Origin of the sequence: Rhodoferax bucti (assembly GCF_005876985.1) — a bacterium.
GTDB lineage: Bacteria > Pseudomonadota > Gammaproteobacteria > Burkholderiales > Burkholderiaceae_C > Allorhodoferax > Allorhodoferax bucti.
Map to the genome: position 1 here is coordinate 364130 of NZ_VAHD01000003.1, position 24033 is coordinate 388162.

At 59.1% G+C, this 24033-nt stretch carries 25 protein-coding genes; 5 read left to right on the plus strand and 20 right to left on the minus strand.

Features of this window, described 5'->3' with window-relative positions:
* Positions 1-5: 5 nt before the first annotated feature.
* The 3 genes from FDM28_RS12720 to FDM28_RS12730 are packed head-to-tail and all read left to right on the plus strand — an operon-like array spanning position 6 to position 2128.
* Positions 6-842, plus strand: a complete 837-nt coding sequence (locus tag FDM28_RS12720; protein WP_138515640.1) for a metal-dependent hydrolase — start codon at positions 6-8, stop codon at positions 840-842.
* A 42-nt stretch (positions 843-884) separates the two neighbouring features.
* The gene (locus tag FDM28_RS12725) at positions 885-1526 is read left to right on the plus strand and encodes a chromate transporter (protein ID WP_138515642.1); all 642 of its coding nucleotides are present in this window, start codon (positions 885-887) and stop codon (positions 1524-1526) included.
* Entirely contained in the window at positions 1523-2128 is a 606-nt protein-coding gene (locus tag FDM28_RS12730; protein WP_138515644.1) for a chromate transporter, read from the plus strand. Before FDM28_RS12725 ends, FDM28_RS12730 begins: the two co-directional genes overlap by 4 nt.
* 1044 nt (positions 2129-3172) lie before the next feature.
* Here the strand turns inward: FDM28_RS12730 and FDM28_RS17675 are convergent.
* The 4 genes from FDM28_RS17675 to rlmB form a co-directional block, all read right to left on the minus strand.
* Positions 3173-3571, minus strand: coding sequence for a hypothetical protein (locus FDM28_RS17675; RefSeq protein ID WP_206021968.1), 399 nt, complete (start codon positions 3569-3571; stop codon positions 3173-3175).
* Between the two features lie 176 nt (positions 3572-3747).
* On the minus strand, positions 3748-4242 hold the full coding sequence (locus FDM28_RS12735; RefSeq protein WP_138515646.1) for a hypothetical protein: 495 nt from the start codon (positions 4240-4242) through the stop codon (positions 3748-3750).
* Between the two features lie 11 nt (positions 4243-4253).
* Positions 4254-4565 carry a hypothetical protein gene (locus FDM28_RS12740; RefSeq protein WP_240791999.1) on the minus strand — a complete coding sequence of 104 codons (312 nt, stop codon included), beginning with the start codon at positions 4563-4565 and terminating at the stop codon, positions 4254-4256.
* 69 nt (positions 4566-4634) lie between these two features.
* Entirely contained in the window at positions 4635-5414 is a 780-nt protein-coding gene (rlmB, locus tag FDM28_RS12745; RefSeq protein ID WP_138515648.1) for a 23S rRNA (guanosine(2251)-2'-O)-methyltransferase RlmB, read from the minus strand.
* A 154-nt stretch (positions 5415-5568) separates the two neighbouring features.
* On the opposite strand from rlmB, the gene FDM28_RS12750 reads away from it, so the two are divergent.
* On the plus strand, positions 5569-8415 hold the full coding sequence (locus tag FDM28_RS12750; protein WP_138515650.1) for a CHASE domain-containing protein: 2847 nt from the start codon (positions 5569-5571) through the stop codon (positions 8413-8415).
* A gap of 79 nt (positions 8416-8494) precedes the next feature.
* Here FDM28_RS12750 and FDM28_RS12755 read toward each other — a convergent pair whose 3' ends face one another.
* Complete coding sequence (locus FDM28_RS12755; protein ID WP_206021969.1) at positions 8495-9169, minus strand: ABC transporter ATP-binding protein; 675 nt, start codon at positions 9167-9169, stop codon at positions 8495-8497.
* On the opposite strand from FDM28_RS12755, the gene FDM28_RS12760 reads away from it, so the two are divergent.
* Positions 9168-9818, plus strand: a complete 651-nt coding sequence (locus FDM28_RS12760) for an arylesterase (protein ID WP_138515654.1) — start codon at positions 9168-9170, stop codon at positions 9816-9818. The two genes, FDM28_RS12755 and FDM28_RS12760, sit on opposite strands and share 2 nt — an antisense overlap.
* Before the next feature lie 52 nt (positions 9819-9870).
* On the opposite strand, the gene FDM28_RS12765 is transcribed toward FDM28_RS12760, so the two are convergent.
* The 15 genes from FDM28_RS12765 to hisS form a co-directional block, all read right to left on the minus strand.
* The gene (locus tag FDM28_RS12765) at positions 9871-10059 is read right to left on the minus strand and encodes a hypothetical protein (RefSeq protein WP_138515656.1); all 189 of its coding nucleotides are present in this window, start codon (positions 10057-10059) and stop codon (positions 9871-9873) included.
* Positions 10060-10094: 35 nt separating this feature from the next.
* Entirely contained in the window at positions 10095-10997 is a 903-nt protein-coding gene (locus FDM28_RS12770) for a DUF2189 domain-containing protein (protein ID WP_138515658.1), read from the minus strand.
* Positions 10998-11050: 53 nt separating this feature from the next.
* Positions 11051-12256: a PLP-dependent transferase gene (locus FDM28_RS12775; protein WP_138515660.1), complete on the minus strand. Its 1206-nt coding sequence runs from the start codon at positions 12254-12256 to the stop codon at positions 11051-11053.
* 28 nt (positions 12257-12284) lie between these two features.
* A complete protein-coding gene (locus FDM28_RS12780) occupies positions 12285-12809 on the minus strand; it encodes a phosphoribosyltransferase (RefSeq protein ID WP_138515662.1) in 525 nt (174 codons plus the stop codon).
* Between the two features lie 75 nt (positions 12810-12884).
* A complete protein-coding gene (locus FDM28_RS12785) occupies positions 12885-14261 on the minus strand; it encodes an adenylosuccinate synthase (protein WP_138515665.1) in 1377 nt (458 codons plus the stop codon).
* Positions 14262-14272: 11 nt separating this feature from the next.
* Positions 14273-15421, minus strand: a complete 1149-nt coding sequence (locus FDM28_RS12790; RefSeq protein ID WP_138515667.1) for an ATP phosphoribosyltransferase regulatory subunit — start codon at positions 15419-15421, stop codon at positions 14273-14275.
* A 55-nt stretch (positions 15422-15476) separates the two neighbouring features.
* A complete protein-coding gene (locus FDM28_RS12795; protein ID WP_138515668.1) occupies positions 15477-15668 on the minus strand; it encodes a DUF2065 domain-containing protein in 192 nt (63 codons plus the stop codon).
* A complete protein-coding gene (gene hflC / locus FDM28_RS12800) occupies positions 15669-16571 on the minus strand; it encodes a protease modulator HflC (protein ID WP_138515669.1) in 903 nt (300 codons plus the stop codon).
* A 9-nt stretch (positions 16572-16580) separates the two neighbouring features.
* Positions 16581-17957: an FtsH protease activity modulator HflK gene (gene hflK, locus FDM28_RS12805; RefSeq protein ID WP_138515670.1), complete on the minus strand. Its 1377-nt coding sequence runs from the start codon at positions 17955-17957 to the stop codon at positions 16581-16583.
* A 38-nt stretch (positions 17958-17995) separates the two neighbouring features.
* Positions 17996-19171, minus strand: a complete 1176-nt coding sequence (gene hflX / locus FDM28_RS12810) for a GTPase HflX (RefSeq protein WP_138515672.1) — start codon at positions 19169-19171, stop codon at positions 17996-17998.
* Between the two features lie 57 nt (positions 19172-19228).
* Positions 19229-19474, minus strand: coding sequence for an RNA chaperone Hfq (gene hfq / locus FDM28_RS12815; RefSeq protein ID WP_420853020.1), 246 nt, complete (start codon positions 19472-19474; stop codon positions 19229-19231).
* Positions 19475-19570: 96 nt separating this feature from the next.
* Entirely contained in the window at positions 19571-20908 is a 1338-nt protein-coding gene (gene der / locus FDM28_RS12820; protein WP_138515676.1) for a ribosome biogenesis GTPase Der, read from the minus strand.
* Between the two features lie 12 nt (positions 20909-20920).
* Positions 20921-22039, minus strand: a complete 1119-nt coding sequence (gene bamB, locus FDM28_RS12825) for an outer membrane protein assembly factor BamB (RefSeq protein ID WP_138516294.1) — start codon at positions 22037-22039, stop codon at positions 20921-20923.
* A 14-nt stretch (positions 22040-22053) separates the two neighbouring features.
* Positions 22054-22701 carry a YfgM family protein gene (locus FDM28_RS12830; protein WP_138515678.1) on the minus strand — a complete coding sequence of 216 codons (648 nt, stop codon included), beginning with the start codon at positions 22699-22701 and terminating at the stop codon, positions 22054-22056.
* Positions 22702-22717: 16 nt separating this feature from the next.
* Positions 22718-24031: a histidine--tRNA ligase gene (gene hisS, locus FDM28_RS12835; RefSeq protein WP_138515680.1), complete on the minus strand. Its 1314-nt coding sequence runs from the start codon at positions 24029-24031 to the stop codon at positions 22718-22720.
* Positions 24032-24033 lie beyond the last annotated feature (2 nt).

The window sequence follows — 24033 nt, forward strand, 5'->3', positions numbered from 1 at the left end:
CCGCCATGAGCCACCTCACCGTGCGCAAGCTTCTGATTGACCTGCAAGCCCCGTTTGCGGTGCGCTGGTGCGGTGGCGATGCATTCAAGTCAGCATTTTTCAATGCCCTGTCGATGAGCTTTCCGCTGGGGGAGCAATACTTCATGGACTCGGTGCGCGCCGGCCTCAAAACCCTGCCGCCCGACGTGCAGCAAGGTTTTGCCGCCGAGGTGCAAGGCTTCGTCGGCCAGGAGGCCACCCACCGCCGTATCCACAGCCTTTTCAACCAGCAGCTGGAAGCACAAGGCCTGACCAACGCCATGGAACGCCGCATTGCGCGCCGCCTGCAGGCCCACGCCCACCTGGATGTGCGCATGCATGTGGCTGCCACGGCGGCCACCGAGCACCTGACCGCCATGTTTGCCGACTGGATGCTGGCCCATCCCGACACCCTGGACGGCAGCGAAGCGCGCCTGCGCACCCTGTGGCTGTGGCACAGCGCCGAAGAGAGCGAGCACCGCAGCACCGCTTTTGACGTGTACCACGCCATCGGCGGCAACCACACGTGGCGGCTGCGCTTGTTCCGCTACATCACCTGGACGTTTTTGAGCGACGTCACCCGCCAGACCGTGCGCAACCTGTGGAACGACCAAGCCCTGTTCCGCTGGAGCACCTGGCGCAGTGCCGGCCCCTTTCTGTTCGGCCGGCAGGGCATCATCCGCAGCAACATCGGCCTGTGGCGGGACTACCTGCGCGAAGATTTTCACCCCAGCCAGCACAGCGCCGCCCGATCCGTGCAGTGGCTGCGCGACAATAGCGACCAGTTCACGCCCGTGGGGGCCGCGAGCGCACCAGCCTCCTGACGCTGGACAGTTCGGGCGCCACGGCACCCCACCTTGCCGCCCATGCCCGATACCCCTACGCCCCCGCCTTCAGCGCCTGCAGCCGCCCCTGCGCGACCGGCCCCCCGATCCAAAAGCGAGCTGTTTTTTGCCTTCTCCATCCTCGCCCTGCAAGGCTTTGGTGGCGTGCTGGCCGTGGTGCAGCGGGAGCTGGTGGACAAGCGCAAATGGCTCACCGCAGAAGAGTTTGTGGAAGACTGGGCCGTGGCCCAAATTCTGCCCGGCCCCAATGTGGTGAATCTCTCGCTCATGCTGGGCGACCGCTACTTCGGCTGGCGGGGAGCCCTTGCCGGGGTGGCCGGCATGCTGTGCTTTCCCACCGTGGTAGTGCTGCTGATTGCCGCCCTGTTTGCCGGCGTAGCCGATGTGCCGCAAGTGCAAGGCGCCTTGCGCGGCATGGGTGCGGTCGCCGCCGGGCTCATCGTTGCGGCAGGCTTGCGCCTCACCCCTGCCCTGCGCAGCAACACCATGGGCCTGTGGGCCTGCTGGGCGCTCATTGCGGCCACCTTTGTTGCGGTGGCCCTTGTGCGTTTGCCGCTGGCGTGGCTGCTCCTCCTGATCGGCCTGCCCGCTTGCCTGTGGGCTTACCACTGCCTGGGGCGCATCCGCCCCAGCGCCACGCCCCCTGACAAGGAACGCCCATGACCGCCCTGCCCGCCGTCCAGTGGCTGGACCTTTTTTTGCACTTTGCCTCGCTCTCCATCCTCGCCATCGGCGGTGCCATCACCACCGCCCCGGACATGCAGCGCTACCTGGTGGTGGAGCGCGGCTGGATCAACCACGAGCAATTCAGCTCCAGCATTGCGCTCTCTCAAGCCGCCCCCGGGCCCAACATCCTGTTTGTGGCCCTGTTGGGCTGGAACATCGGCCTGGGCGCTGCCGGCGTGCCGCCCGGCACCGCAGCCACCACCTGCCAGGCGTATGCGCTGGCCTTGGGCGGGGTGGCTGTCACCATGAGCGGCATCATGCTGCCCAGCACCGCCCTCACCTTTGTGGCCTCGCGCTGGGGCCACCGCAACCGTGAGTTCCGGGCCGTGCGCGCCTTCAAACAGGGCACGGCCCCTATCGTGATCGCGCTGCTGGTGGCCACCGGCTGGCTGCTGGCCGCCAATAACAAAGGGGATGAACACCACTTGGCCCTGTGGGCCGTGAGCGCGGTGAGCTGCCTGCTGGTCTGGAAAACCCGCCTGCACCTGCTGTGGATGCTGGCAGCGGGCGCCATTGCGGGTTGGATGGGCTGGATTTGAGGCCTTTAATGCGGCAATGCGATAGACGCGTAAGGCTGATTGCGGATATTCAGTGGTTCAAACGCTTGTTCCCAAATATGAAGCAACACCGAGTGCTACACAGAAATAAATTACGCAAACAACTCCGCAACACCTGCGTACGTAATGAGTAAAACGTACAGACGATGGGTCAAAACGAAAGTATGTGAGCCCTATAAGGCCTAAATGAGACAGGCAACCAAGCCACGCAGCCCAGCCCTGCAGAAACAAGGTTCCATGTCTACTTGGCAGACCTAAGCTCCCTTGAAACGACTTGAAGATGAAGTACGCAAGAATTACTGCCTCAAAGAAGTAAAAGATGTTTACGTCCGAGCGGGACATTGGCTCTAGTGTTCGTTGGGGTGTTTCAGACATATATCTCCGAGTGACTGCCTCCGCTGCAAAGGCGTACAGCTAGAAAACGAGCAAGCGCGGTACATAGGGAATTGCCTCAACCAAACCATATATGACGGTAGCCGCGTACGGGGCAAGCCAAATTGACCACAGGGCCTTCGACCAAATGTTCTTACGGGTGCGAACAACCTCTAGGGTGCAATATCCCCCAACAACCACTCCGGCAAACACAAATACTTCGCCAACAAGAGTTCCACCATGCATCATCGGTTGCAGGATGAACATTGGAAACCAACCGGCAAGTGATGCAATTACGCAGCTCCAAATATAGGGTTTCGGTGTTCTCCAACGACTCGTGAATGCTGCGTCCATTGCAATGTAAGTTCCGAAACGGGTGGGCTGTTTGTACGACTGCTTTCGCTGCAAAGACGAGGCGCCAAGAGGCTGATTGGCGTCATACGCGACGCCCCAAAGCAGTCACTCAAATGACGCAATAGTCGCAGCAGCGAACCCAACAGTAAATCTGAGAAGGCCGAGAGGTAGAAGGTTCTGGGTATCCTATTGGAATTTGACTACTCTCGCACGTCCCTCTCGTAGGCATCTCCGGACATTCAATCAACCATGAATGCGAGAGAATGAAACAGCCGAACTTACCAGAGCATTTGTTGCTTTCTACTTGATTTCAGGCAGAAAAAAATGCTCGCAAATTTTATAAACGGCAATTGCGAGCACCAAACCTAGAGCAATCGAACTCGGGAGGCCCCATGCTTCATGGAGTAGATACAAACACCCGTAGAACGCCGACAAGATAGCAATCAGGGATATGGAATAGATGATTGTGGATTTTGGATTTTTGACTAATGCGGAGATGTAGACCGCGGTCAAGACCACTAACAAAATCCCAACAAACCCGCGAGCTTCTGAACGCGATAACCCGTACCAGCCTCCTCTCGCACTCACATCGGTGCAAAGTAAAACCAGGAATGATGCGAAGGTATGTTTCATTGCTTTTACACGTGGTGCCAGTGTGCCGAACGTGCCTCGGTACAACAACTTCTTGCGTCTATCCATCAGAACGAATGTGAAAGGCTATCTCGAAAAACGTCTGCTTCCGCTGCATAGGCGACCTCGGTAGAGGCGACTCATTTGTAACAGATCGAATGCCCGCTATTGGGCAGGTATTCCAAGCGTGCGGAGGGCCGTTTTGGGTCTACAACCACTCAGCACTTGTGCCCTACCGAGCCCTCCTAACGCCGCACCCACGCAATCACTGCGGCAAACGCAAACGCCGCAATCCCCGCCCACTTGAGCGACGCACAGAGACCAGCGGCGAGATACCAACCAGTGCTGGCTGGCGTCACCCCTGCATCAGCCCCGGTCAGCGTCCAGTGCAGCAAGTTTTCTGCCGCATCAAAAGCCGCCGCCACCGGCAACAGCAAGGCGAGCCCGCGCACGGGCAGCCGGATTGTGAGGGGGCCAAAAAAGCAGGTGCGCACCACGGCCAGATATCCGACAGCGCCGTAACTCAGAAGCAAAAGCCCGTCAATCGGCAGGTGGCGGCGAAACAGTTGCACGCCCTCCGGGCCCCAAGATTGCAGCACGCGGGCAAACGCATCGGGGGTGAAGGTGAACTGCAGTGCCACCACACTGGGTTGCAGCGGTGCCAGGTACACCGTCAGACCGCAAAAGCACAGCACACCCACCACGGCAACCAGCTTGAGGGAGGCGGTGGAGGGCTGCATTGCGAATGCGTTTAGCGCGGGTTCTCGAAGAACAGATAGTTGGAGCCGAAGTCGCTGATTTCGAAGTACACCTTCTTCTCGCCCGGGTCCGCCTGCATGTTCAGGTTTTCATCCAGCACGCCATAGCCGAAGCGGTAGCTGCGGGGCTTGCCATCGTCCGTGCCCATGGCGGTGCTGAGTTTGTCGATCTTGAGAAAGCGGCGCACCAGCTTGTCGCCCGCATAAAACTCCAGCACACCATCGGTGCCGGTCCAGTTCTGGATGTCGCGGCTGATCTTGTTTTGCTGCTCCTGGGTGCAGCCCATCAAGACAAAAGCAGCCATTGCGCTCACCAACAATGCCCGAACAGCTCCTGATTTCATAGCAATCATGCTCACTCCCTGCGGTTCAAACTAAGGGGCAACGGCGGTGCGCTGGCGCAGGGCCTCGTACAAACACACGCCGCTGGCCACCGACACGTTCAGGCTCTCCACCGCGCCTTGCATGGGAATGCTGACGAGCTGGTCGCAGGTCTTGGCAGTGAGCTGGCGCATGCCATCGCCCTCAGCGCCCAGCACCAGGGCCACGGGACCTTTGAGGTCGGCTTGGTACAGCGTGCCAGTTGCTTGGTCGCTGGTGCCGATGATCCAGATGTTGCGCTCTTTGAGCTCGTTGAGCGTGCGCGCCAGGTTGGTCACCATGAAGTAGGGCACAGTCTCCGCCGCACCGCTGGCCACCTTGGCCACGGTGGCGTTGATGCCGGCGGCATGGTCCTTGGGGGCAATCACGCAGTGGGCGCCCGCGCCATCGGCCACCCGCAGGCAGGCGCCGAGGTTGTGCGGGTCGGTCACACCATCCAGCACCAAAATGAGCGGATTAGTGCGCTCTGCTGGCGGCAGCTCGGCGTTGGCGGCTTCAAGGTTTTCCAGCAGCTCGTCCAGCGAATGCACTTGCTTGATCTCTTGCACGCGGGCCGCAACACCCTGGTGGCCGTGGCTGCCCGCGAGCTTGGCCAGGCGCATGCCATCGGCTTCAATCAGGCGCACGCCGCTTTCCGCCACCTTCTCTAAAAACTGGCGCATACGCGCATCACGGCGCGTGGGCTCGTAGTAAATCTCGATGATGGATTTGGGTGCCGTCTTGAGGCGCACACCCACGGCATGAAAGCCGAATAGAACTTTGGGGGATGACATACCCGGATTATCCCCGCAGCCACCACACACAGCCCCACAGGCGGGCAGCGATCGGACTGGCGGCAGCGTCTTTTTCAACACTTATTGAATCAAAAATGTTCACTTTTATCATTTAAGGTGTTTTAATGTGATATTCGCTCAGTATTTCAATTTCATGAATACCCCCGACCTCCCTGCCCTCACCGTGGGCCGACCCGCAGCCTGGCTCATGGCCTTGTCGCCGTTGGCGGCCAATGGCGTGAGTGCTGTGGCGTACCTGCTGGTGGCTGCCGTGGTGCAGCTGACCTACGCGCTGCCCAACGCCTTGTGGGTAGCCGGTTCGGCAGCCTCGGGGGTGGCGGTGGCCATGGCGCTGATGTGCGGCCGCCAGGTTCTGCCGGGGCTGTGGATCGCGCGCCTGCTGTGGAGCCTGTGCCTCGGAGAAGGCGCCCCTACCCCCGACGATGGGGGCTTGGCCGCCCTAGAGGCCAGCGCCTTGGTGCTGCAAACCGAGCTGGCCCGGCTGGCGATTCTGGCCCTGCAAATACTGCCCAGCAAATTGCGCCGCCTGCGCAAGAGCCTGCAAATCTGCGGTGTGGGTCTGCTCGCAACCAGCGTGGGCACCGCGGTGCAACTGCTGGGCCTGGCCCTGTGGCCCGGCTCCATGCCGGTAAACCATTGGGGCCTGCAAGCGGCGGGCCTTTTGCTGCCGGAGTGGGCGGGCATTGCCATTCTGCTGCCACTGATCATTCTCTGGCTGCAAGACGACGCCTGGTACGAGCCCCGCAAGTGGCGGGTAACGCTCTTGGTGGCCCTGGCCGGCGCCGTCACCCTGGGCTTGACGGCACGCGCCATCTGGACCAACGAGCAGCAAACCCTCACCCGCTTTCAAGACTCCAACGCCGCCCTGGCCAGCCGCCTGAACACCGACCTGCACAGCACCCGGCAAGCGGTGCATGTGCTGCAAAGCTATCTGCTGACCAGCCCGCGCAACCAAGCCGACGACTTCAAAGAGGTCGCCACCGCCCTGCGCGCCGGCTCCCCCCATCTGCAGGCCCTGAGCTGGAACCCGCTGATTCCGCAAGCGCAGCGCCCCGCGTTTGAGGCCCGTCTTCGGGCCGCCTATGGCCCCGAGGCCGCGTTGCGCGACCGTGCACCGGATGGCCAACTGGTGCCCAGCCGGGACGCCAATTTTTATGTCGCGGTGGAGCACATCACCCCGCTGGAGAGCAACCGCCCGGCTCTGGGCCTGAATATCCACGCCAACCCGGCACGCCGCGCCGCCATTGACCGGGCGATTGCCAACGGCCAGCCGGCCATTACCCCGCGCATTCAGCTGGCACAAGAAACGGGCAAGTCCTGGGGCGCGCTCTACCTCAGCCCGCTTTACACCCACCACCCCGGCACTGCGTCCACCAACGCGGCAGCACGCCCGCTGCCGGCAGGCTTCACGGTGGCGGTGCTGCGCATGGAAGACATTGTGGGCAGTGCGGTGCAAGCCCTGCGGTTTGCCAACTTCCGCCTCGCCAGTGGCGAGAGCGCGCGCCGCCATGTGGTGCATTACCGTTTTGTGGACCTAGGCGAGCCCGCCGACACCCAGGTGCTGTTTGAAGACGGCAACACGGCCAAGCCCGCGCTGACCAACCCCTTCCACACCTACGGTTTGCTCAGCCTGCGGGTGCCCGAGCCGGTGAGCCGCCCCCTCACCTTTGCCGACCGGCAATACGCCTTGCAAGCCCTGCCCCATGGCGACTTCTGGACCGATGAACTCAACCGCACGCCCTTTCTGGCGCTGGGCATCGGCATGGCCCTCACCTGGGTCGCGCTGGCGGCCAGCCTGATGCTGACCGGCTCCACCCAGCGCCTCACCCTTGCTGTGGACAAACGCACCCGGCAACTCCAGCAGGCGGACGACGCCCTGCAAGCCACCAACCTGCGCCTGCAACAACAATCGGTGCAACTGCGCTCGGTGCTCGAAGCCATGGACCAGGGCTACATGGGCTTCGACGCCGATGGCCAACTGGTGCTGTCCAACGATAAGAGCTTTACCCTCGTGGCCCTGCCGCCGGGGCCGGAGCGCGGCAGCTACCTCACGGTGGCACGCCACATCGGCAGCCATTTTCAGCTGGAGCAGGCGCAGGCCCTGTCGGTCACCCAAAGCATGCTGAGTGTGCGCAACAACAAAGAGCACCACGTCTACCGCGACCTCATTCCGGTGCGCTCCGACACAGCCGCCCGGTACCTGGACATGCGGGTGCACACCTTTGAAGACCCCGGCCTGCGCACCATCGTGCTGCTGCACGACACCACACCGGAGATGCAGCTGGAGCGCAGCAAATCGCAATTCATGTCGTTTGCCGCGCATGAAATACGCACGCCGCTCACGGTGATCCATGGCTATGCCGACCTGCTGGCCGCACGCGAACACAACACGGCGGCGGTCAAGGAAATGGGGCAACACATCCTGCGCAAATCGCAGGACCTGAACCAGCTGCTACAGCGCATGCTGGACCTCTCGGAGCTGGACATGAACGGCCTGGACCTGCGCCGTACCCGCCTCACCGACCTGGGCGCCCTCTGCGCCACCGCCGCCCAGACCCTCAAGCTCCCCGAGGGGCGCGAGCCGCCTGTGCTGCAGCACGCCGACCCGATTCCCTGGTGCCGGGTGGACCCGGTGGCCATCACCATGGCGGTGACCGAGCTGCTGCACAACGCCTATGCCTTCAGCCCAGCGGGTACGCCGGTCACGGTACATGTGGGCCCCTTGCACAACGATGCAGACCACCCCGGGGGCGTGCGCATTCGCATTGCCGACCAGGGCCAGGGCATGACGCAGGAGGTGCAGCAGCACCTGTTTGAGCGCTTTTACCGCGCAGACGAGTCCGGTAAACACCCGGGCTTCGGCTTGGGGCTGAGTACCGCCAAACTGATCGCTGACCTGCACAAGGCCCGGCTGCAGATTGAGAGCCACCCCGGGCTCGGCACAGTGGTGGAGCTACAGATCCCCCAAGGGGAGATTTAGAGCCTTATCGGGCTCCAGCGCTTATAAAACGTACGCAAGAAGCTATCAATTCAATAGCAAAACCACAGACCGGCCGTATTTACTCAGCCACCACCCGACCCGCTTCGATGAGGATGCGGCGGTCGCAGCGTGCAGCAATGCTGCGGTCATGGGTCACCATGACCAGCGTGGTACCTTGTTCACGGTTCAGGTCAAACATCAGCTCCATGATTTTTTCGCCGGTGGCGAAGTCCAGGCTGCCGGTAGGCTCGTCGGCCAGCAGCACAGCGGGCTGGACCACAAAGGCCCGGGCCAGCGCCACGCGCTGCTGCTCACCACCTGACAGCACCTTGGGGTACGAGTTCAAGCGCTGCGACAAGCCCACGCGCGAGAGCATTTCGGTGGCGGCGGTGCGGGCATCCTTTCGGCCATCCAGCTCCAGCGGCAGCATCACATTCTCCAGCGCGGTCAGGTTGCCCAAGAGCTGAAAGCTCTGGAACACAAAGCCCACCTGCCGGGCACGCAGCGCGGCGCGGGCATCTTCGTCCAGCGCAAAAATGTCTTGCCCGGCCAGCCGCACGGTGCCGCCGGTGGGTGTATCCAGCCCGGCAATGATGGACAGCAAGGTACTTTTGCCCGAGCCTGAAGCCCCCACAATGGCTGCGGTCTCACGGGCATTGAGTGCAAAATCAATGTCACGCAGGATCTCCAGCGTGCCGGTGGAATCTGTCACCGCCTTGAAAACATGCTCAACCGAAATAATGGAATCACTCATGGGGCTCTCTGTAGTTCGTAGACACTGTATCGCGCTGCTCATTTTGGCCTCTTTTGCAGGGGCAAATGCCGCGCATGCCAAGGATGCCCCTGCCAAGGTGCTGGTGCTGGGCGACTCGCTGAGCGCGGAATACGGCCTCAAGCGCGGCACCGGTTGGGTGGCCCTGATGGAACAGCGCATGGCCAAAGACAAGCTCGCAGCCAGCGTCGTCAACGCCAGCATCAGCGGCGACACCACCTCCGGTGGCCGTTCCCGCCTGCCCGCGCTGTTAGCCCAGCACCAACCCACGGTGGTCGTGATTGAGCTGGGGGGTAACGACGCCCTGCGCGGCTTGCCGCTCACCATGACGCACGACAACCTGCTGGCCATGACCCAGACCGCCCAGGCCAGCGGCGCCAAGGTAGTACTCGCCGGCATGCAGGTGCCGCCCAACTACGGGCAGGACTACACCAAGCGCTTCAGCGACACCTTTGCCACCGTGGCCAAAAGCACCAAGGCAGCCCTGGTGCCGTTTTTATTGAAGGGGGTGGCCGATGCCCCGAACGCCACTGCCTTGTTTCAGGCCGATCGCATCCACCCCAAGGAAGAGGCGCATCCCACCATCCTCAACACCATGTGGCCGGCAATAAAAAACCTCTTGAGGTCGTAAAGCCACAAGAGGTCGTTGCCGGCGCTGGCGCGCCAAGGGGAAATCAGAAGGCTTAAGAAGCTTCGGGTTCTGCCGGGGCTTCGCCGCCTGCCGAAGCGGCTTGTTCAGCGGCTTCGTTGGGCGTCAGCTCCACGCCGTCACCGGTTTTGCGCTCTGCTTTTTGCTTGAGCTTTTCTTCTTTTTTCTTGCGTTTAGCCAGTTCTTTCTGACGTTTTTCGTATCCGTAGTTGGGTGTTGCCAATGTGTGCTTTCGTTAATTGGAAGCACTTTACCACCTCAGGCGCTCCGGTCACCCGGGCCTGCTGCGTTTTCGGCGGCCTCTGGGGGCGTTTCGGCCTCCGGCCACAGCACGGCGCCGCGGTAGGCATGCCAGCTCGCGTGCCCCAACCAGGGGCCGACCACGAGCAGGCCGGTGTGCCAAGGCAACAACATGCCCAGTACCAACAGCCCGGTAAGCAAGCCACCCCACAGCACCATGACCGCCACATTGCGGAAAAACACCTCGATGCTGGTGATAGCGGCAGAAATGGCATCGGTATCGCGATCCAGAATCATCGGAATGGACACCACTGAGGTCGCAAACACCAGCACCGCAAAAGCCCCCCCGACCACCGTGTAGGCCGCCACGAACTCCCAGTTCTCCGGATTGAACACCGCCTGGATCACCCCCGTGGTGGAAGGCATGCCGGTGTTGAAAAATACCGCGAACACCACCAAGGACGCGCGGCCCCACAGCAACTCCAGCACCATCAACACCAGAATCAGCATCGCCATGCTGGGCAAATGTGCATCCCAGCAGGTAATGGACGACCCCAGCGTAGGCGTGATGCCAGCCTCCCGTCGACGGCTCACCTCGTACAAGCCCATGGCCAGAAACGGGCCCACCAGCAAGCAGCCAGAGGCAATCGTCATGGTGTACTCCGGGCTGTTGCGAAACACCGCGCTCAAAATCACCGCCATGATGGTGAAGGCCACCCCATAGAAAGCCGCAATGCCGGGTTGAGACACCAGATCACGCCACGCAGCAGCCAACCACCCGAACGGTGCGCTGAACGGCAGCACCCGCACGGTTTTGCGGGGAGCCTCAGACGGTGGAGGGAAATACGGCTCCGGTGCACTGTCCACCGGATCGATCACGGGAGACTCTGCGGTAGAGCGGCTAGATGCGGTGGTAGTCATAACCGCCAGCGTATGCGGCATGGCGGCGTTTGACTACTCAGGAAAACACGCAGTCAGCGCAAGACTTCCAGCGCTTGCGCAATGTCGGCCTGCAGGTCGGCAGCGTCTTCGAGGCCGACCGAGAAACGCACCAGCGTGCCCGGCAGCAAATGGGCAGGCCACGCGGTGCGCATGGTCTCCAATTCGTAAGGCACAACCAGACTGATCGGCCCGCCCCAGCTGTAGCCCAGTTTGAAGAGCTTGAGCGCATCGCAAAACGCATCAGTTTGGGCCTGGGTAAAGCGGGCATCCAGCATGACACTGAACAGCCCTGCCGCAGTGCCCTCTTCGCCCCCGGTCAGTGCCATCCAATGGCCGTGACCCGGCGACTTGGGCAAAGCCGGGTGCAGCACCTGCACAAACTCGGGCTGGGTTTGTGCCCAGACCGCCAAGGCCCGCGTAGCCACATCATGCGCGCGGTAGCGCAGGCCGATGGTGGGCAAGGAGCGCAGCACGGCCTCCACATCGTTCATGCCCACGCCAATGCCAAAGCGCATGTGCGTGAGCTTGAGTTTGAGGTGCAGGGACGGGTTGCGGGTGACTACACTGCCCATGAGCACATCACCCCCTCCGCTGGGGTATTTGGTCAGCGCATGGGCCGAGATATCAACGGCCACCGGCACCTGGGCACCGGGTACCAGATCAAACGCATTGAAGGCCAGGCCCGCACCCCAAGTGTTGTCCAAGGCGGTCAACACTTTCCGGCGCTGGCAAATGCGCACCATCTCCACCAGGTTGGGGAACTCCAGGGTCACGGAGCCGGCGGCCTCCAGCCAGACCAGCTTGGTGCGGCTGGAAATCTGGGCCTCAAGGTCCTGCGGATCCATGGGGTCGTAGTACTGATGCGTAATGCCCCAGCCCTTCAACTCACCTTCCACAATGGATTTGTTGGGCCCATAGGCGTTGTCGGGCACCAGCACCTCATCACCGCTTTTGAGCAATGACATCGCCACCAAGCCCAAGGCAGCCAAACCGCTGGGCACCAGCAGGCACTCTGCGCCCCCCTCCAGCGTCGCCAAACGCTCCTCCAGCGCGTAGCTGGTCGGCGTGCCATGCAGACCGTAGGTGTAGGCCGACTTGTCCTTCCACTCGCGGCTGCGCATGGCGGCCACCGTGGGGAAAAACACCGTGGAGGCCTTGAAGACGCCCGCCTGGGGCGCTTCAAAACCGCCCGGCGGCTGGTAAGGATGGTGAATGAGGTGGGTAATCCGGTCTGTCATGCCACGTAATTCCGAAAGCCTGGGGGCGTCAGACGCTCCACTTCTGGATCAGCTGCTGCGGACGCAGGGAGTCGTAGCTCTCGAAGGGCTGGTGAATCCAGGGGTTGGTCGGCAAAAATTCCACCGAGTAATCCGGCGTGAACACACTGACGGCCTTGGTCCAGATCACCGCACTGCGCAGCTCGGTGATGGGCGCGTAGTTGTTTTTGAGCTGGTTGATCACCGCATTCAGGGTGTGGCCGGAGTCGGCCAAATCGTCCACCAACAATACCTTGCCGGCGATCTCACCCTTGGGTGTGGTGATGTAGCGCGCGATGTCCAGGTTGCCTTGCTGGGTACCGGCTTCGGCGCGGTACGAGCTGGTGGACATGATGGCCAAGGGCTTGTCGAACACGCGCGACAGGATGTCACCAGGGCGCATGCCGCCACGGGCCAGGCACAAAATGGTGTCGAACTCCCAGCCGGACTGGAAGATCTTGATGGCCAGCTTTTCGATCAGGTTGTGGTACTCGTCGTAGCTTACGTAGAGGTGTTTGCCGTCTTCAGTCAACATCAGAGTGCTCCTAAAAAAGTAGCTGCTCGCGCAGGATTTACGGGGGCTAGAGGTTCAAATGGCATCCAAACCGGCTTAGTCAGCCAGGTAGGGATGGCGCATCATGATGGTGTGGTCGCGGTCCGGGCTGGTGGACACCATGTGGATAGGTACACCGGTCACCTGCTCAATGCGCTGCAAGTACAGGCGCGCTGCCACGGGCAACTTGTCGTACTGGGTCACACCGACCGTGCTGTCGCTCCAGCCTTCCATGACTTCATAGATGGGCTTGCAGCGCTCGATCTCATCGGCACCCATGGGCAGGATGTCGACTTTCTCGCCATCCACTTCGTAGCCAGTGCACAGCTTCAACTCCTTGAGGCCGTCCAGCACGTCGAGCTTGGTAATGCACAAACCGGACAAGCCATTGACTTGGGCCGAGCGCTTGAGCAAAGCAGCATCAAACCAGCCGCAACGGCGTGAGCGACCTGTGGTCACACCTTTTTCGGCACCGATGGTGCTCATGTGGTAACCGGGGGTGCCGGGCACTTCCCACTCCAACTCGGTGGGGAACGGACCACCACCCACACGGGTGCAATACGCCTTGGTGATACCGAGGATGTAATGCAACATGCCGGGGCCCACACCGGAGCCCGCAGCCGCATTGCCTGCCACGCAGTTGCTGGAGGTGACATACGGGTAGGTGCCGTGGTCCACGTCCAACAAGGTGCCTTGGGCACCTTCAAACAGCAGATTGGCGCCGGCCAGATTGGCTTCGTTCAACTCGCGGGACACGTCGGCGATCATGGGCTTGAGCAAGGCAGCATGTTCCATGGCTTGCTGGAACACTGCCTCAAACTGAACACGGCCGTTAGCCATAAAAGGCGCCAGCAAGGGGCCGAAGTCGAAGGCTTCGGAGCCGAGGTAGGTGGCCAACACATGGTTGTGCAGGTCCAGCAACTCACGCAGCTTGGCTGCGAAGCGCTCAGGGTGCTTCAAGTCTTGCACGCGCAGGGCACGGCGGGCAATTTTGTCTTCGTAAGCAGGTCCGATACCGCGGCCGGTGGTGCCGATCTTGGCGGTGCCGCCCTTTTCACGGAAGGCTTCACGGGCCACATCGAGGGCCACATGGAAAGGCAAGATCAGCGGGCAGGCCTCGCTGATGCGCAGGCGGGAGCGGACTTCCACGCCTGCTTTTTCCAGACCTTCGATTTCTTCAAACAGCTTGGCAGCCGACAGCACCACGCCGTTGCCGATGTAGCACTTGACGCCCGGACGCATGATGCCGGAGGGAATCAGATGCAAAGCGGTCTTGACGCCATTGATCACCAGGGTGTGACCTGCGTTGTGACCGCCCTGAAAGCGCACCACACCTTGGGCGCTTTCCGTGAGCCAATCGACCAGTTTGCCCTTGCCTTCATCGCCCCACTGGGTGCCGACGACCACTACATTTCGACCTTTGGTTGTATTCATTTCGCTCTGGATTAAATAGCTGTTACGACCCACTGACCAGCGGCTTGCACCAGCTCACGGTCGCAATGGAACTCATCGACTTCACTTTCATGCCCGGGGAGGACACACACCACGGTTTCGCCCTGTTGGCGCAAATCCGCAATTGCTGCACGCAAGGCCGCGGCCTCGCCCCAAGGTGCACGGATGGCGGCCCGCAGGGGACGCACTTGTGCCGCTTGGGCCAATACTTTCACATCCAAACTGAAGCCCACGGCAGGACGTTTACGCCCAAACACGGAGCCGACTTCGTCGTAGCGACCACCACGGGCCAAGGCGTCGCTGGCGCCTGCTGCATAGATGGAGAAACGCATGCCGGTGTAATAGGCGTAGCCTCGCAAATCTGCAAGGTCAAGCGACACCCTGACGCCATCCAGATGACCGGCCAACCATTGCAAATGGTCCAAGGCTTCGGTGATACCCGGCAAGGCGGGCAACGTTGCGCGCGCCTGCACCAACACATCAGCACCGCCATACAAACCGACCAGGCTCCGCAACGCCTGCGCAATCTCGGCAGGACAAGCAGCAGTCAATGCATGCAAAGTGCTGCTGTCTTTGGACACAAGAGCCGCCAGCACCTCATTTTTTTGCGAGGCGGCCAAATGCGATTGGTCCAGCAGGCTGCTGACAATGCGGGCATCTGCCAAATCAACGGTCACGGCGCCTACCTTGGAGGCCTTCAGAGCATCCAAGGTCAAGGTAAGGATTTCCAGGTCCGCTTCCAGACCCGCATGGCCATAAATTTCGGCGCCAAACTGCAACGGTTCCCGCGTGGCATGAGGAGCCGCAGGCATGGTGTGCAAAACCGGGCCGCAGTAGCAAAGACGTGTCACGCCGTTGCGGTTGAGCAAATGGGCGTCGATACGGGCGACCTGAGGCGTACTGTCGGCACGCAAACCCAGCATGCGGCCAGAAATCTGGTCTACCAGCTTGAAGGTTTGCAGGTCCAGCGCTTTGCCGGTGCCGGAGAGCAAGGACTCCAGATGCTCCAACATGGGCGGCATCACGAGCTCGTAGCCATAGCAACGGGCCATGTCCAGCAGATCTCGACGTATTTCTTCGATGTGGCGAGCCTCGGAAGGCAGCACATCGGCAATGTGATCCGGAAGGACCCAAGCAGACATGGAATTGAAGGGAGGCTGTTAAAACCGAGATTTTACCGGCCTTGGGCCCCGGATTTCAGGGCAGCAACCACCAAATGCAGACTAATCCGGCCAAGATGCTGCACAAACCAAAAAACCGGATCTGCCCGTCCTGCAATTGCAACAGTTGGGAAAACATTTTGCGCCACCCTTGGGGTGACGCAAAAGGGAAGAGGCCTTCCACGACCAACACCAAGGCCAGTGCCAGCCACACCGCGTCAGAGCTCACCTATTTTTTGGCGGCAGGCGCCGAGCCGCCACCATTGCGAAAGGTTTTGAAAAATTCGGAGCCGGAAGGGTCGAGAACCATCACATCACTCTTGTTCGCAAAGCTGCTCTTGTAGGCTTCCAAGCTGCGGTAGAACTGTGCGAACTGAGGATCTTTACCGAATGCTTCGGCATAAATACGTGCAGCCTCGGCGTCACCCTCGCCTTTGATCTTCTGTGCATCCCGGTAGGCATTGGCGATCGCAATTTCGCGCTGGCGATCTGCGTCCGCACGAATTTTTTCGCCCTCCGCAGCACCTGTGGATCGGAGTTCGTTGGCAACCCGCTTGCGCTCCGCTTCCATACGGCGGTATACCGATTCGGTTATGGCTTCCACGTAATCCACGCGGGTGATACGCACATCCACCACATCCACGCCCCAAGGCTTGGCGCCACGTACTTTATCCAACACCTCAGCCTTCACGTCAGACATGAGAGCTTCACGCTTGAGAGAGAGCAACTCTTTCACCGTGCGCTTGTTGATTTCTTCCTGGAACGCATTGCGCACAACACGGTTCAATTGGCTGGCACCTGCACTCTCGTTGAGCCCCACATTGCGGATGTAATCCGACGGCTCAGTAATGCGCCAGCGAACATACCAATCGATCACCACACGCTGCTTCTCTGCAGTGAGCATGGGCTCCGCATCGGTGCTGTCCAGCGTCAGCAAGCGTTTATCGATGTAAGAAACGTTTTGAAACGGCGGCGGCAACTTGAAATTCAAGCCAGGCTCCGTAATCACTTCCTTGATTTGACCCAAGGCGTACACCACGCCGAATTGGCGCTGGTCCACGACAAACAACGTGGAGCTGGCCAAAGCCAACAACACCAACAGCGAAGAAAAAATAAATCCAATACGGTTCATAACAATGTCCTAGCGCACATCACGTTCGCGGGTTCTGGATGCATCCCGGCTGCGCACATCGCCACTGGCAGGGTTACTGCCAACCGTCGCGGGCTGTGTGGATGTTGAGGTAGCTGCTGGCACGCCGGCAGTGTCTGCCGCAGGAGTACTTGCGGTCATTTGCAACACTTTGTCCAAAGGCAGGTACAGCATGTTGGAGCCTTGCTTGGAATCCACAATGACTTTCGTGACATTGCTGTAAATCTGCTGCATGGTGTCCAGATACATGCGATCACGCATGACTTGGGGCGCCTTCTGGTACTCCGCGTACACCGAGCGGAAGCGTTGTGCATCGCCCTGCGCTTGTGCTACCACGCGGGCCTTGTAGGCATCCGCCTCTTCTTTCAGACGGGATGCCGAGCCCACCGCGCGAGGCACCACATCGTTGGCATAGGCTTGCGCTTCGTTTTTGGCTCGCTCGCGCTCTTGACCGGCCTTCAGCACATCATCGAAGGACGACTGCACCTGCTCAGGAGGACGCACGCCGCCCTGCTGCAAGTTAACCCCCACCACTTCCACACCAACCTTGTAGCGATCCAGAATGGTTTGCATCAAGGCCCGCACGCGGGGAGCAATCTGGTCACGCTCTTCAGAGAGCGCCGCGTCCATCTTCATCTTGCCCATGACTTCACGGATGGCGGTTTCCGCCGCTTGCACCACCGCATCTCCAGGATTTTTGCTTTCAAACAAAAACGCACGGGCATCACTCAACCGGTACTGCACTGCAAACTTGATGTCGAGGATGTTTTCGTCTTCCGTCAACATCGCGGACTCCTTCAAGCCCGTGGCTTTCAGCACCACATCCCGCCCCACATCCACAGACCGAATCTGGCTCACAAAGACCAGTTCGTGCTTCTCAATCGGATACGGCAAGCGCCAGTTGAAACCGGCGTTTACAGTAGATTTGTACTTGCCGAACTGCGTGATCACCGCTTGCTGGCCCTCTTGCACGATAAAGAAACCCGTGCCCAGCCAAATCAGCACCAGAACACCCACGATCAGCCCGGCCCCGATGCCTGCACTTTTCATATCCGGTTGAAAACCGCCACCGCCATTACCGGCAGGAGGCTTCTTGCCTCCACCAAAGAGGCCGCCCAATTTGCGGTTGAAATCACGCCACAACTCGTCCAGATCGGGAGGGCCGGACTGGGCTGTATTTTTGGGGCCACCGGTTTGCGGCCCCGCGCTCTGCCGTGGCGGCTCCACGTCAGGCTTTGTCTGCCCATCAGGGTTGGCGTCGCCCTGCTTGTCTTCACCACGCCCCCAGCGGGAGTCGTTGAGATTGAAAACATGACGTAACCGAAGCGCCAAGGGCATGCTCTTCATTCGAAACGCAGATAGTTTCATGGAAATTTCTTTAGTGCTATGAACTGCATTGTGCCAACTCAGACGTCGTCCCCGGATGACTCAGGGTGAATTGGTGATAACTCGTCGGGCGCTCCCGCATCGGACTTCGCGATATCGGCCAACTTTTGACGGAGCAAAGGTATGCCCAGCAACGAACGGGCGCTGACAAACAGACGCGGCGTCTGCAAACCTTCGATGTCATAGGTGTCTTCCATGCGCAGCGGTTGCGCATCCGGCGCAATCGCATCTACCTTGTTGAACACCAACAGTTGCGGAATGTCGTCTGCTCCAATTTCTTTAAGCACCGCCTGCACTTGTGCAATCTGCTCTGGAAACTCGGGATTGGCAGCATCCACGACATGCAAGAGCAAGTCAGCGTCTATCGCTTCCTGCAAAGTAGCCTGAAAAGCGTCAACCAAGCCGTGGGGCAAATCCCGGATAAACCCCACCGTATCGGATAGCGACACAGAACGATTGGCCGCCCCCAGATACAACTGGCGGGTAGTCGTGTCCAAGGTTGCGAACAACTGATCTGCAGCGTACGCCCGCGCTTTGACCAACGCATTGAACAACGTTGATTTCCCTGCGTTCGTGTAGCCAATCAGCGAAATATTGAACGCATCGCGTCGTTCACGCTGGCGGCGCTGGGTTTGCCGCTGCTTCTTGACCTTGGTGAGCCGCTCTTTAGTGCGCTTGATGTTTTCGCTGATCATGCGCCGGTCCAGCTCAATCTGGGTTTCACCGGGGCCACCACGGGTACCGATGCCCCCCCGCTGGCGCTCCAAGTGAGACCAACGGCGCACCAGCCGTGTACTCAAGTACTGAAGGCGAGCTAATTCGACCTGAAGCTTACCTTCATGGCTACGCGCGCGTTGCGCGAAAATTTCCAGAATCAGGAACGTCCGGTCATTGACCGGAAGTTGCATGTGTCGCTCCAAATTGCGTTGCTGACCGGGACTCAGTGCCTGGTCAAACAGAATTTCGGTAGCGCCGGTCTGCAACGCCAATTGGCGGATTTCTTCAGCTTTACCGGAGCCCACAAACAATGCAGCATCCGGAGCGCGGCGTTTGCACACCACCCGAGCAACGGGTTGCAACCCGGCCGTCTGGGCTAACAAGCCGAGTTCTTCGAGTTCAGAATCGAAATTGGGACCACCCAGATCAACGCCCACCAGAATGGTAGGAGCGGCCTTGCTGTCAAGCGGATTGGTCAATGGTAAAAATTCATCACACCAGCAATATCCGATCGAAGAGGTATTGCTGAGGGACTATTACGCAGAGGGAGACTCTTCGGTGGCAGTGGCCAAGTTGACGGCACGACCCGGAACGATAGTGGAAATGGCATGCTTGTAAACCATTTGTGTCACCGTATTGCGCAAAAGCACAACGTATTGGTCGAAAGATTCAATTTGCCCTTGCAACTTGATACCGTTCACCAAATAGATGGAAACTGGTACATGTTCCCGACGCAATGCGTTGAGAAAAGGGTCTTGAAGGAGTTGGCCTTTGTTGCTCACGATATTCTCCGTGTTCAAAAATTGATGAGGGATTGACGATACCACACTAAACCTAGGCCCCACGGGAGAGATACCGTGCGAGGCCGCCTCTCAAAGTCAGTCTTTGTCCGCAAAAGGATTTTGGGAAGACTTCATTTCGATACGTAGTGGCGTACCAATCAAATTGAACTCCTTACGGAAGCGCCCCTCCAGAAACCGCTTGTAGGCTTCGGTCACGTGCTCCAAAGAGTTTCCGTGGATCACAATAATTGGCGGGTTCATACCGCCCTGGTGCGCGTAGCGCAGTTTGGGCCGGTAGGCGCCCGTTTTCTTGGGCGTCTGGAATTGCACAGCCTCTAACAAAAGACGCGTCAAAACCGGAGTAGGCATTTTGCAATTTGCAGCTTTGTGAGCCTGTGCAATCGAATCCCACACAGGCCCCAAGCCTTGACGCTTCTTGGCAGAAATCAAATGCAGTGCAGCAAACTTTAAGAAACCCAGCCGGGTTTCCAATGAGCGCTTCACCAGCTCACGCTGGTATTCGTCGACGGCATCCCACTTGTTAACAGCCACCACCACCGCGCGGCCGGATTCAAGAATGTAACCAGCGATGTGGGCATCCTGATCGGTCACACCTTGCTCGGCATCAATCAAGAGCAAGACCACGCTGGCAGACTCAATTGCCTGCAAAGTTTTCACGACCGAAAACTTCTCAATCGCCTCAAACACTTTGCCTTTGCGACGTAAACCTGCGGTGTCAACCAACTCGAATTTTTGACCATTGCGCTCAAAAGGCACAGAGATCGCATCACGTGTGGTACCCGGCATGTCGAATGCGACCAAACGCTCCTCACCCAACCACGTGTTTATCAGAGTGGATTTTCCCACATTGGGACGCCCTGCAACAGCCAGCTTAATGATGGACGGGTCAGCAGCTTCTGGATCGTCTTCTGGCTCCTCAAGATGCAAGGCATCCAATGCCATTTCAATCAAAGAGCGCATACCCTGCCCGTGCGCAGCAGACACCGGAAACACTTCACCCAAACCCAGCTCAAAAAACTCGGAAAGCTGGGCGCCCGCCTTCATGCCTTCTGCTTTGTTGGCGATGACCAGACAGGGCTTACCGAGTTTTCTCAGGTAATTCCCGATGTCATGGTCTTGGGCTGACAAACCCGCACGCGCATCCACTACAAAAACGACAACATCCGCCTCCGCCACGGCCTGACGGGTTTGCTTGGCCATTTCTTTGAAAATACCGCTACCAGCATCAGGCTCGAAACCACCGGTGTCAATGACAATAAACTCGTGTTTGCCGTGTTTGCCATTGCCATAGTGACGATCACGGGTGAGCCCCGCAAAGTCCGCAACGATCGCATCACGGGTTTTGGTCAGCCGGTTAAATAGCGTCGACTTTCCCACATTGGGGCGCCCCACAAGGGCGATAACTGGCTTCATGGAAGACCTTTCTTATTCCGGGCGGAAGGCGTAAACACCCCCCTTTTGGGTCACCGCGACCAATGTCTTCCCGGCAAGCACCGGAGACGCACTCAAAGGCGAACCATCCAGGGACAAGCGCCCCAAAGAAGACCCATCGGCAGTGGACAGTAAGTGCAACAAGCCAGAGCCATCCGACACGACCAGCGACTCACCGAGCACAACCGGGGATCCCAAGTCGCGCCATTTCAATGCGTCGGACTGCCAAGCCCGCTCACCGTCAATACGACGCCATGCGATCAGCCGCCCATCGGACTCCGCACCGAACAGCAGACGATCATCCCCACTCAGACCGGTAAATCCATTTGCCGGCTTGGTCCAATTTACTTGCCCCTTCGCCAGATTGACGCACGCGACCGCATTGAGATAAGCACGGGCACACACCTCGCTACCAGCACGGGTCACACCCGCCACAACATCCACCAAACGCTCTACTTCATTGGTGCCCCGGCTGAGAGCGATGGGAATATCCCAGCGCTGGGCACCGTTCAAAGGGTTCAACCCGACCAAACGCCCGCCGATACCTGCAACCAAGGTATCACCCACAGGCAACAAAACGCCCGCACGGTCCAACACCAATGTGTCCGCGCCTCGTTGCTGTTGCCATAGTCGTTTGCCAGTGTCACTGTCAAAGGCGGAAATGGTCCGATCCGGAGTGATGACAAACACCCGCCCGCCTGCGACCAAAGGAGGGGTAATGGCCACAGCACCCAACTTCTGCTGCCACAACTTCTTTCCGTTGAGTAACGTCACCAGTTCACCGGAAGTCGTCACCACGGCAGCCTTATCACCATCTGCCCCCACACCGGCCGCGATGCGTGAGCCCAACTCCACCGACCACCGAATCGCTCCGGTATCCGCGTTGAGCTTGCTGACAACCCCGGCACTGGATGCCAAGTACAAGTCGGACGCAACAACCTTGACTTCCAATGGGTATGCCACTTCCCCCACGTTGAATGTCCACGCCTTTTTGACCCCCAACAAAGAGGCTACGGGCTGTAGCTCCGCGGGCTTCGGCTTAGCAGGGCCGGAGCAGGCGCACAAGCCCGCCAGCAAAGCACTTACGATTAGAAAATCTTTAATCCGACGCATTCTTTGAATTGAAATCACTTGCTTTCGCCTGCGCCCAAAGCGGTCAATTTCACTTCAACAAGACGACGATACTGATCACGCTCAGGAAGTTGCTTGATGGCATCTTTATAAAGTGCCACCGCCTCTTCTTTCTTGCTTTGCGCCAATAGGGCATCCGCCTTCTTGTCTGACACCAAGCCGGCGAACTCCGCAGAGAACTTTCCGTCCAGCAATTTGGCCGCAGCATCATAATTTTTGAGTTCAATAAACAATCCTGCTTGGCGAACTCTGGCCAAGTTACTCAAACCCTCGTCTGCACCAGACTCCACAACCGCGGATAGCGTCGCTTGAGCAATATCGGCCTTACCAGACAGATATGCCACTTTGGCCAAGTTCAAACCTGCTTGTTGCGTGTAGACCGTGGAAGGAAAGCGTTGCTTCATATCCGCAAATGCACGTTCCGCAGCCACGGTGTCGCCAGCAGAAATCACTCGATCCACTTCCTCGTACATCGCCGAAGCTTGCTCAGCCTGCCGTTTGTTCCACCATTGGTATCCGTTCCAAGCGGCAAACGCGCCAAACACAATAATCAACACCCAAGAAATCGCATTTCCATACTGTTTCCAAAAATGCTTAAGCTGATCCAGCTGCTCTTGTTCTTCAAGATCTAAATGATTTGCCATGATGTACCTGATTGATTTATGCGACTGACGTCATACCGGCAGCCCATGCTGCCATGTCGCTGAGTGGAATGGTCTTTTGAGGAATCTCCCCATCCCGCAATGATTTGATTGTCACGTGTCCGGCTTGTACCTCATCCGCACCAAAAATCAGTGCGAACCGTGCACCCGAGGAATCTGCTCGCTTGAATTGCGCCTTCATGCTGGGCATGCCTTCCGGGCCGCTTGCCTGCATCTGCACAGACACGCCAGCTTGCCGCAGTGTCTGCAGTGCCGGCATGACCTTTGAGAGGGACGATACGTCAGTAATGACAGCAAATGCATCCAGCACCGGCAATGCGGGCGCTGAACCACTCTCTTTGAGCAGTTCGAGCACGCGCTCCACTCCCATAGCCCACCCCACCGCGGGAGCAGGCTTGCCGCCGATTTGTTCGATCAAATAGTCATAGCGCCCACCTGCACACACCGTGCCTTGAGAACCCAGCTTGGTCGTAACAAACTCAAACACCGTCAAGTTGTAATAGTCCATGCCACGGACGAGACGAGGATTCACCACATACGGCACCCCGTGACTGTCCAGAATATCTTTAACTGCCTGCAAATGGGCTCGGGAGGCATCCCCCAGAAAATCAATCAATTTCGGTGCAGCTTCAATGACAGGCTGCATGGCCGGATTTTTGGAGTCCAGAAGTCGCAAGGGATTCAGGTGTAAACGGCGTTTGGCTTCTTCATCCAACACATCGACATGAGATTCGAAGTACTGAATCAATGCGGCACGGTGTTGATTGCGCTCCGCCGGCTGTCCCAAGCTGTTGATCTGCAACTCAACCCCGGTGAGGCCCAACTCCTGCCACAGCATATGGGCCATCAAAATGACCTCGGCATCAATTTCTGCCCCACCGAAACCCAATGCCTCCGCCCCGATCTGATGAAACTGCCGGTACCGCCCTCGCTGGGGGCGCTCGTGGCGAAACATCGGTCCCATGTAGTAAAGCCGCTTGGGCCCGTTGTACAGCAAGGAGTGCTCCACGGCCGCACGCACCACACCGGCAGTGTTCTCAGGCCGCAGGGTAAGCGCCTCGCCGTTCAGCCGGTCTTCAAAGGAATACATCTCCTTCTCTACGATGTCCGTCACTTCACCAAGACCACGTACGAATAACGCAGTCGGCTCTACGATGGGCGTGCGTACATTCTCAAACGCAAAGCGACGCATCAAATCACGAACGCGCGCTTCCAAGGCCTCCCACACTGCGGACTCGGGCGGCAAAATATCGTTCATGCCTTTAACGGCAACGATTTTGTCCGCCTTGCGCAGACTATGACTCTCTGACATAA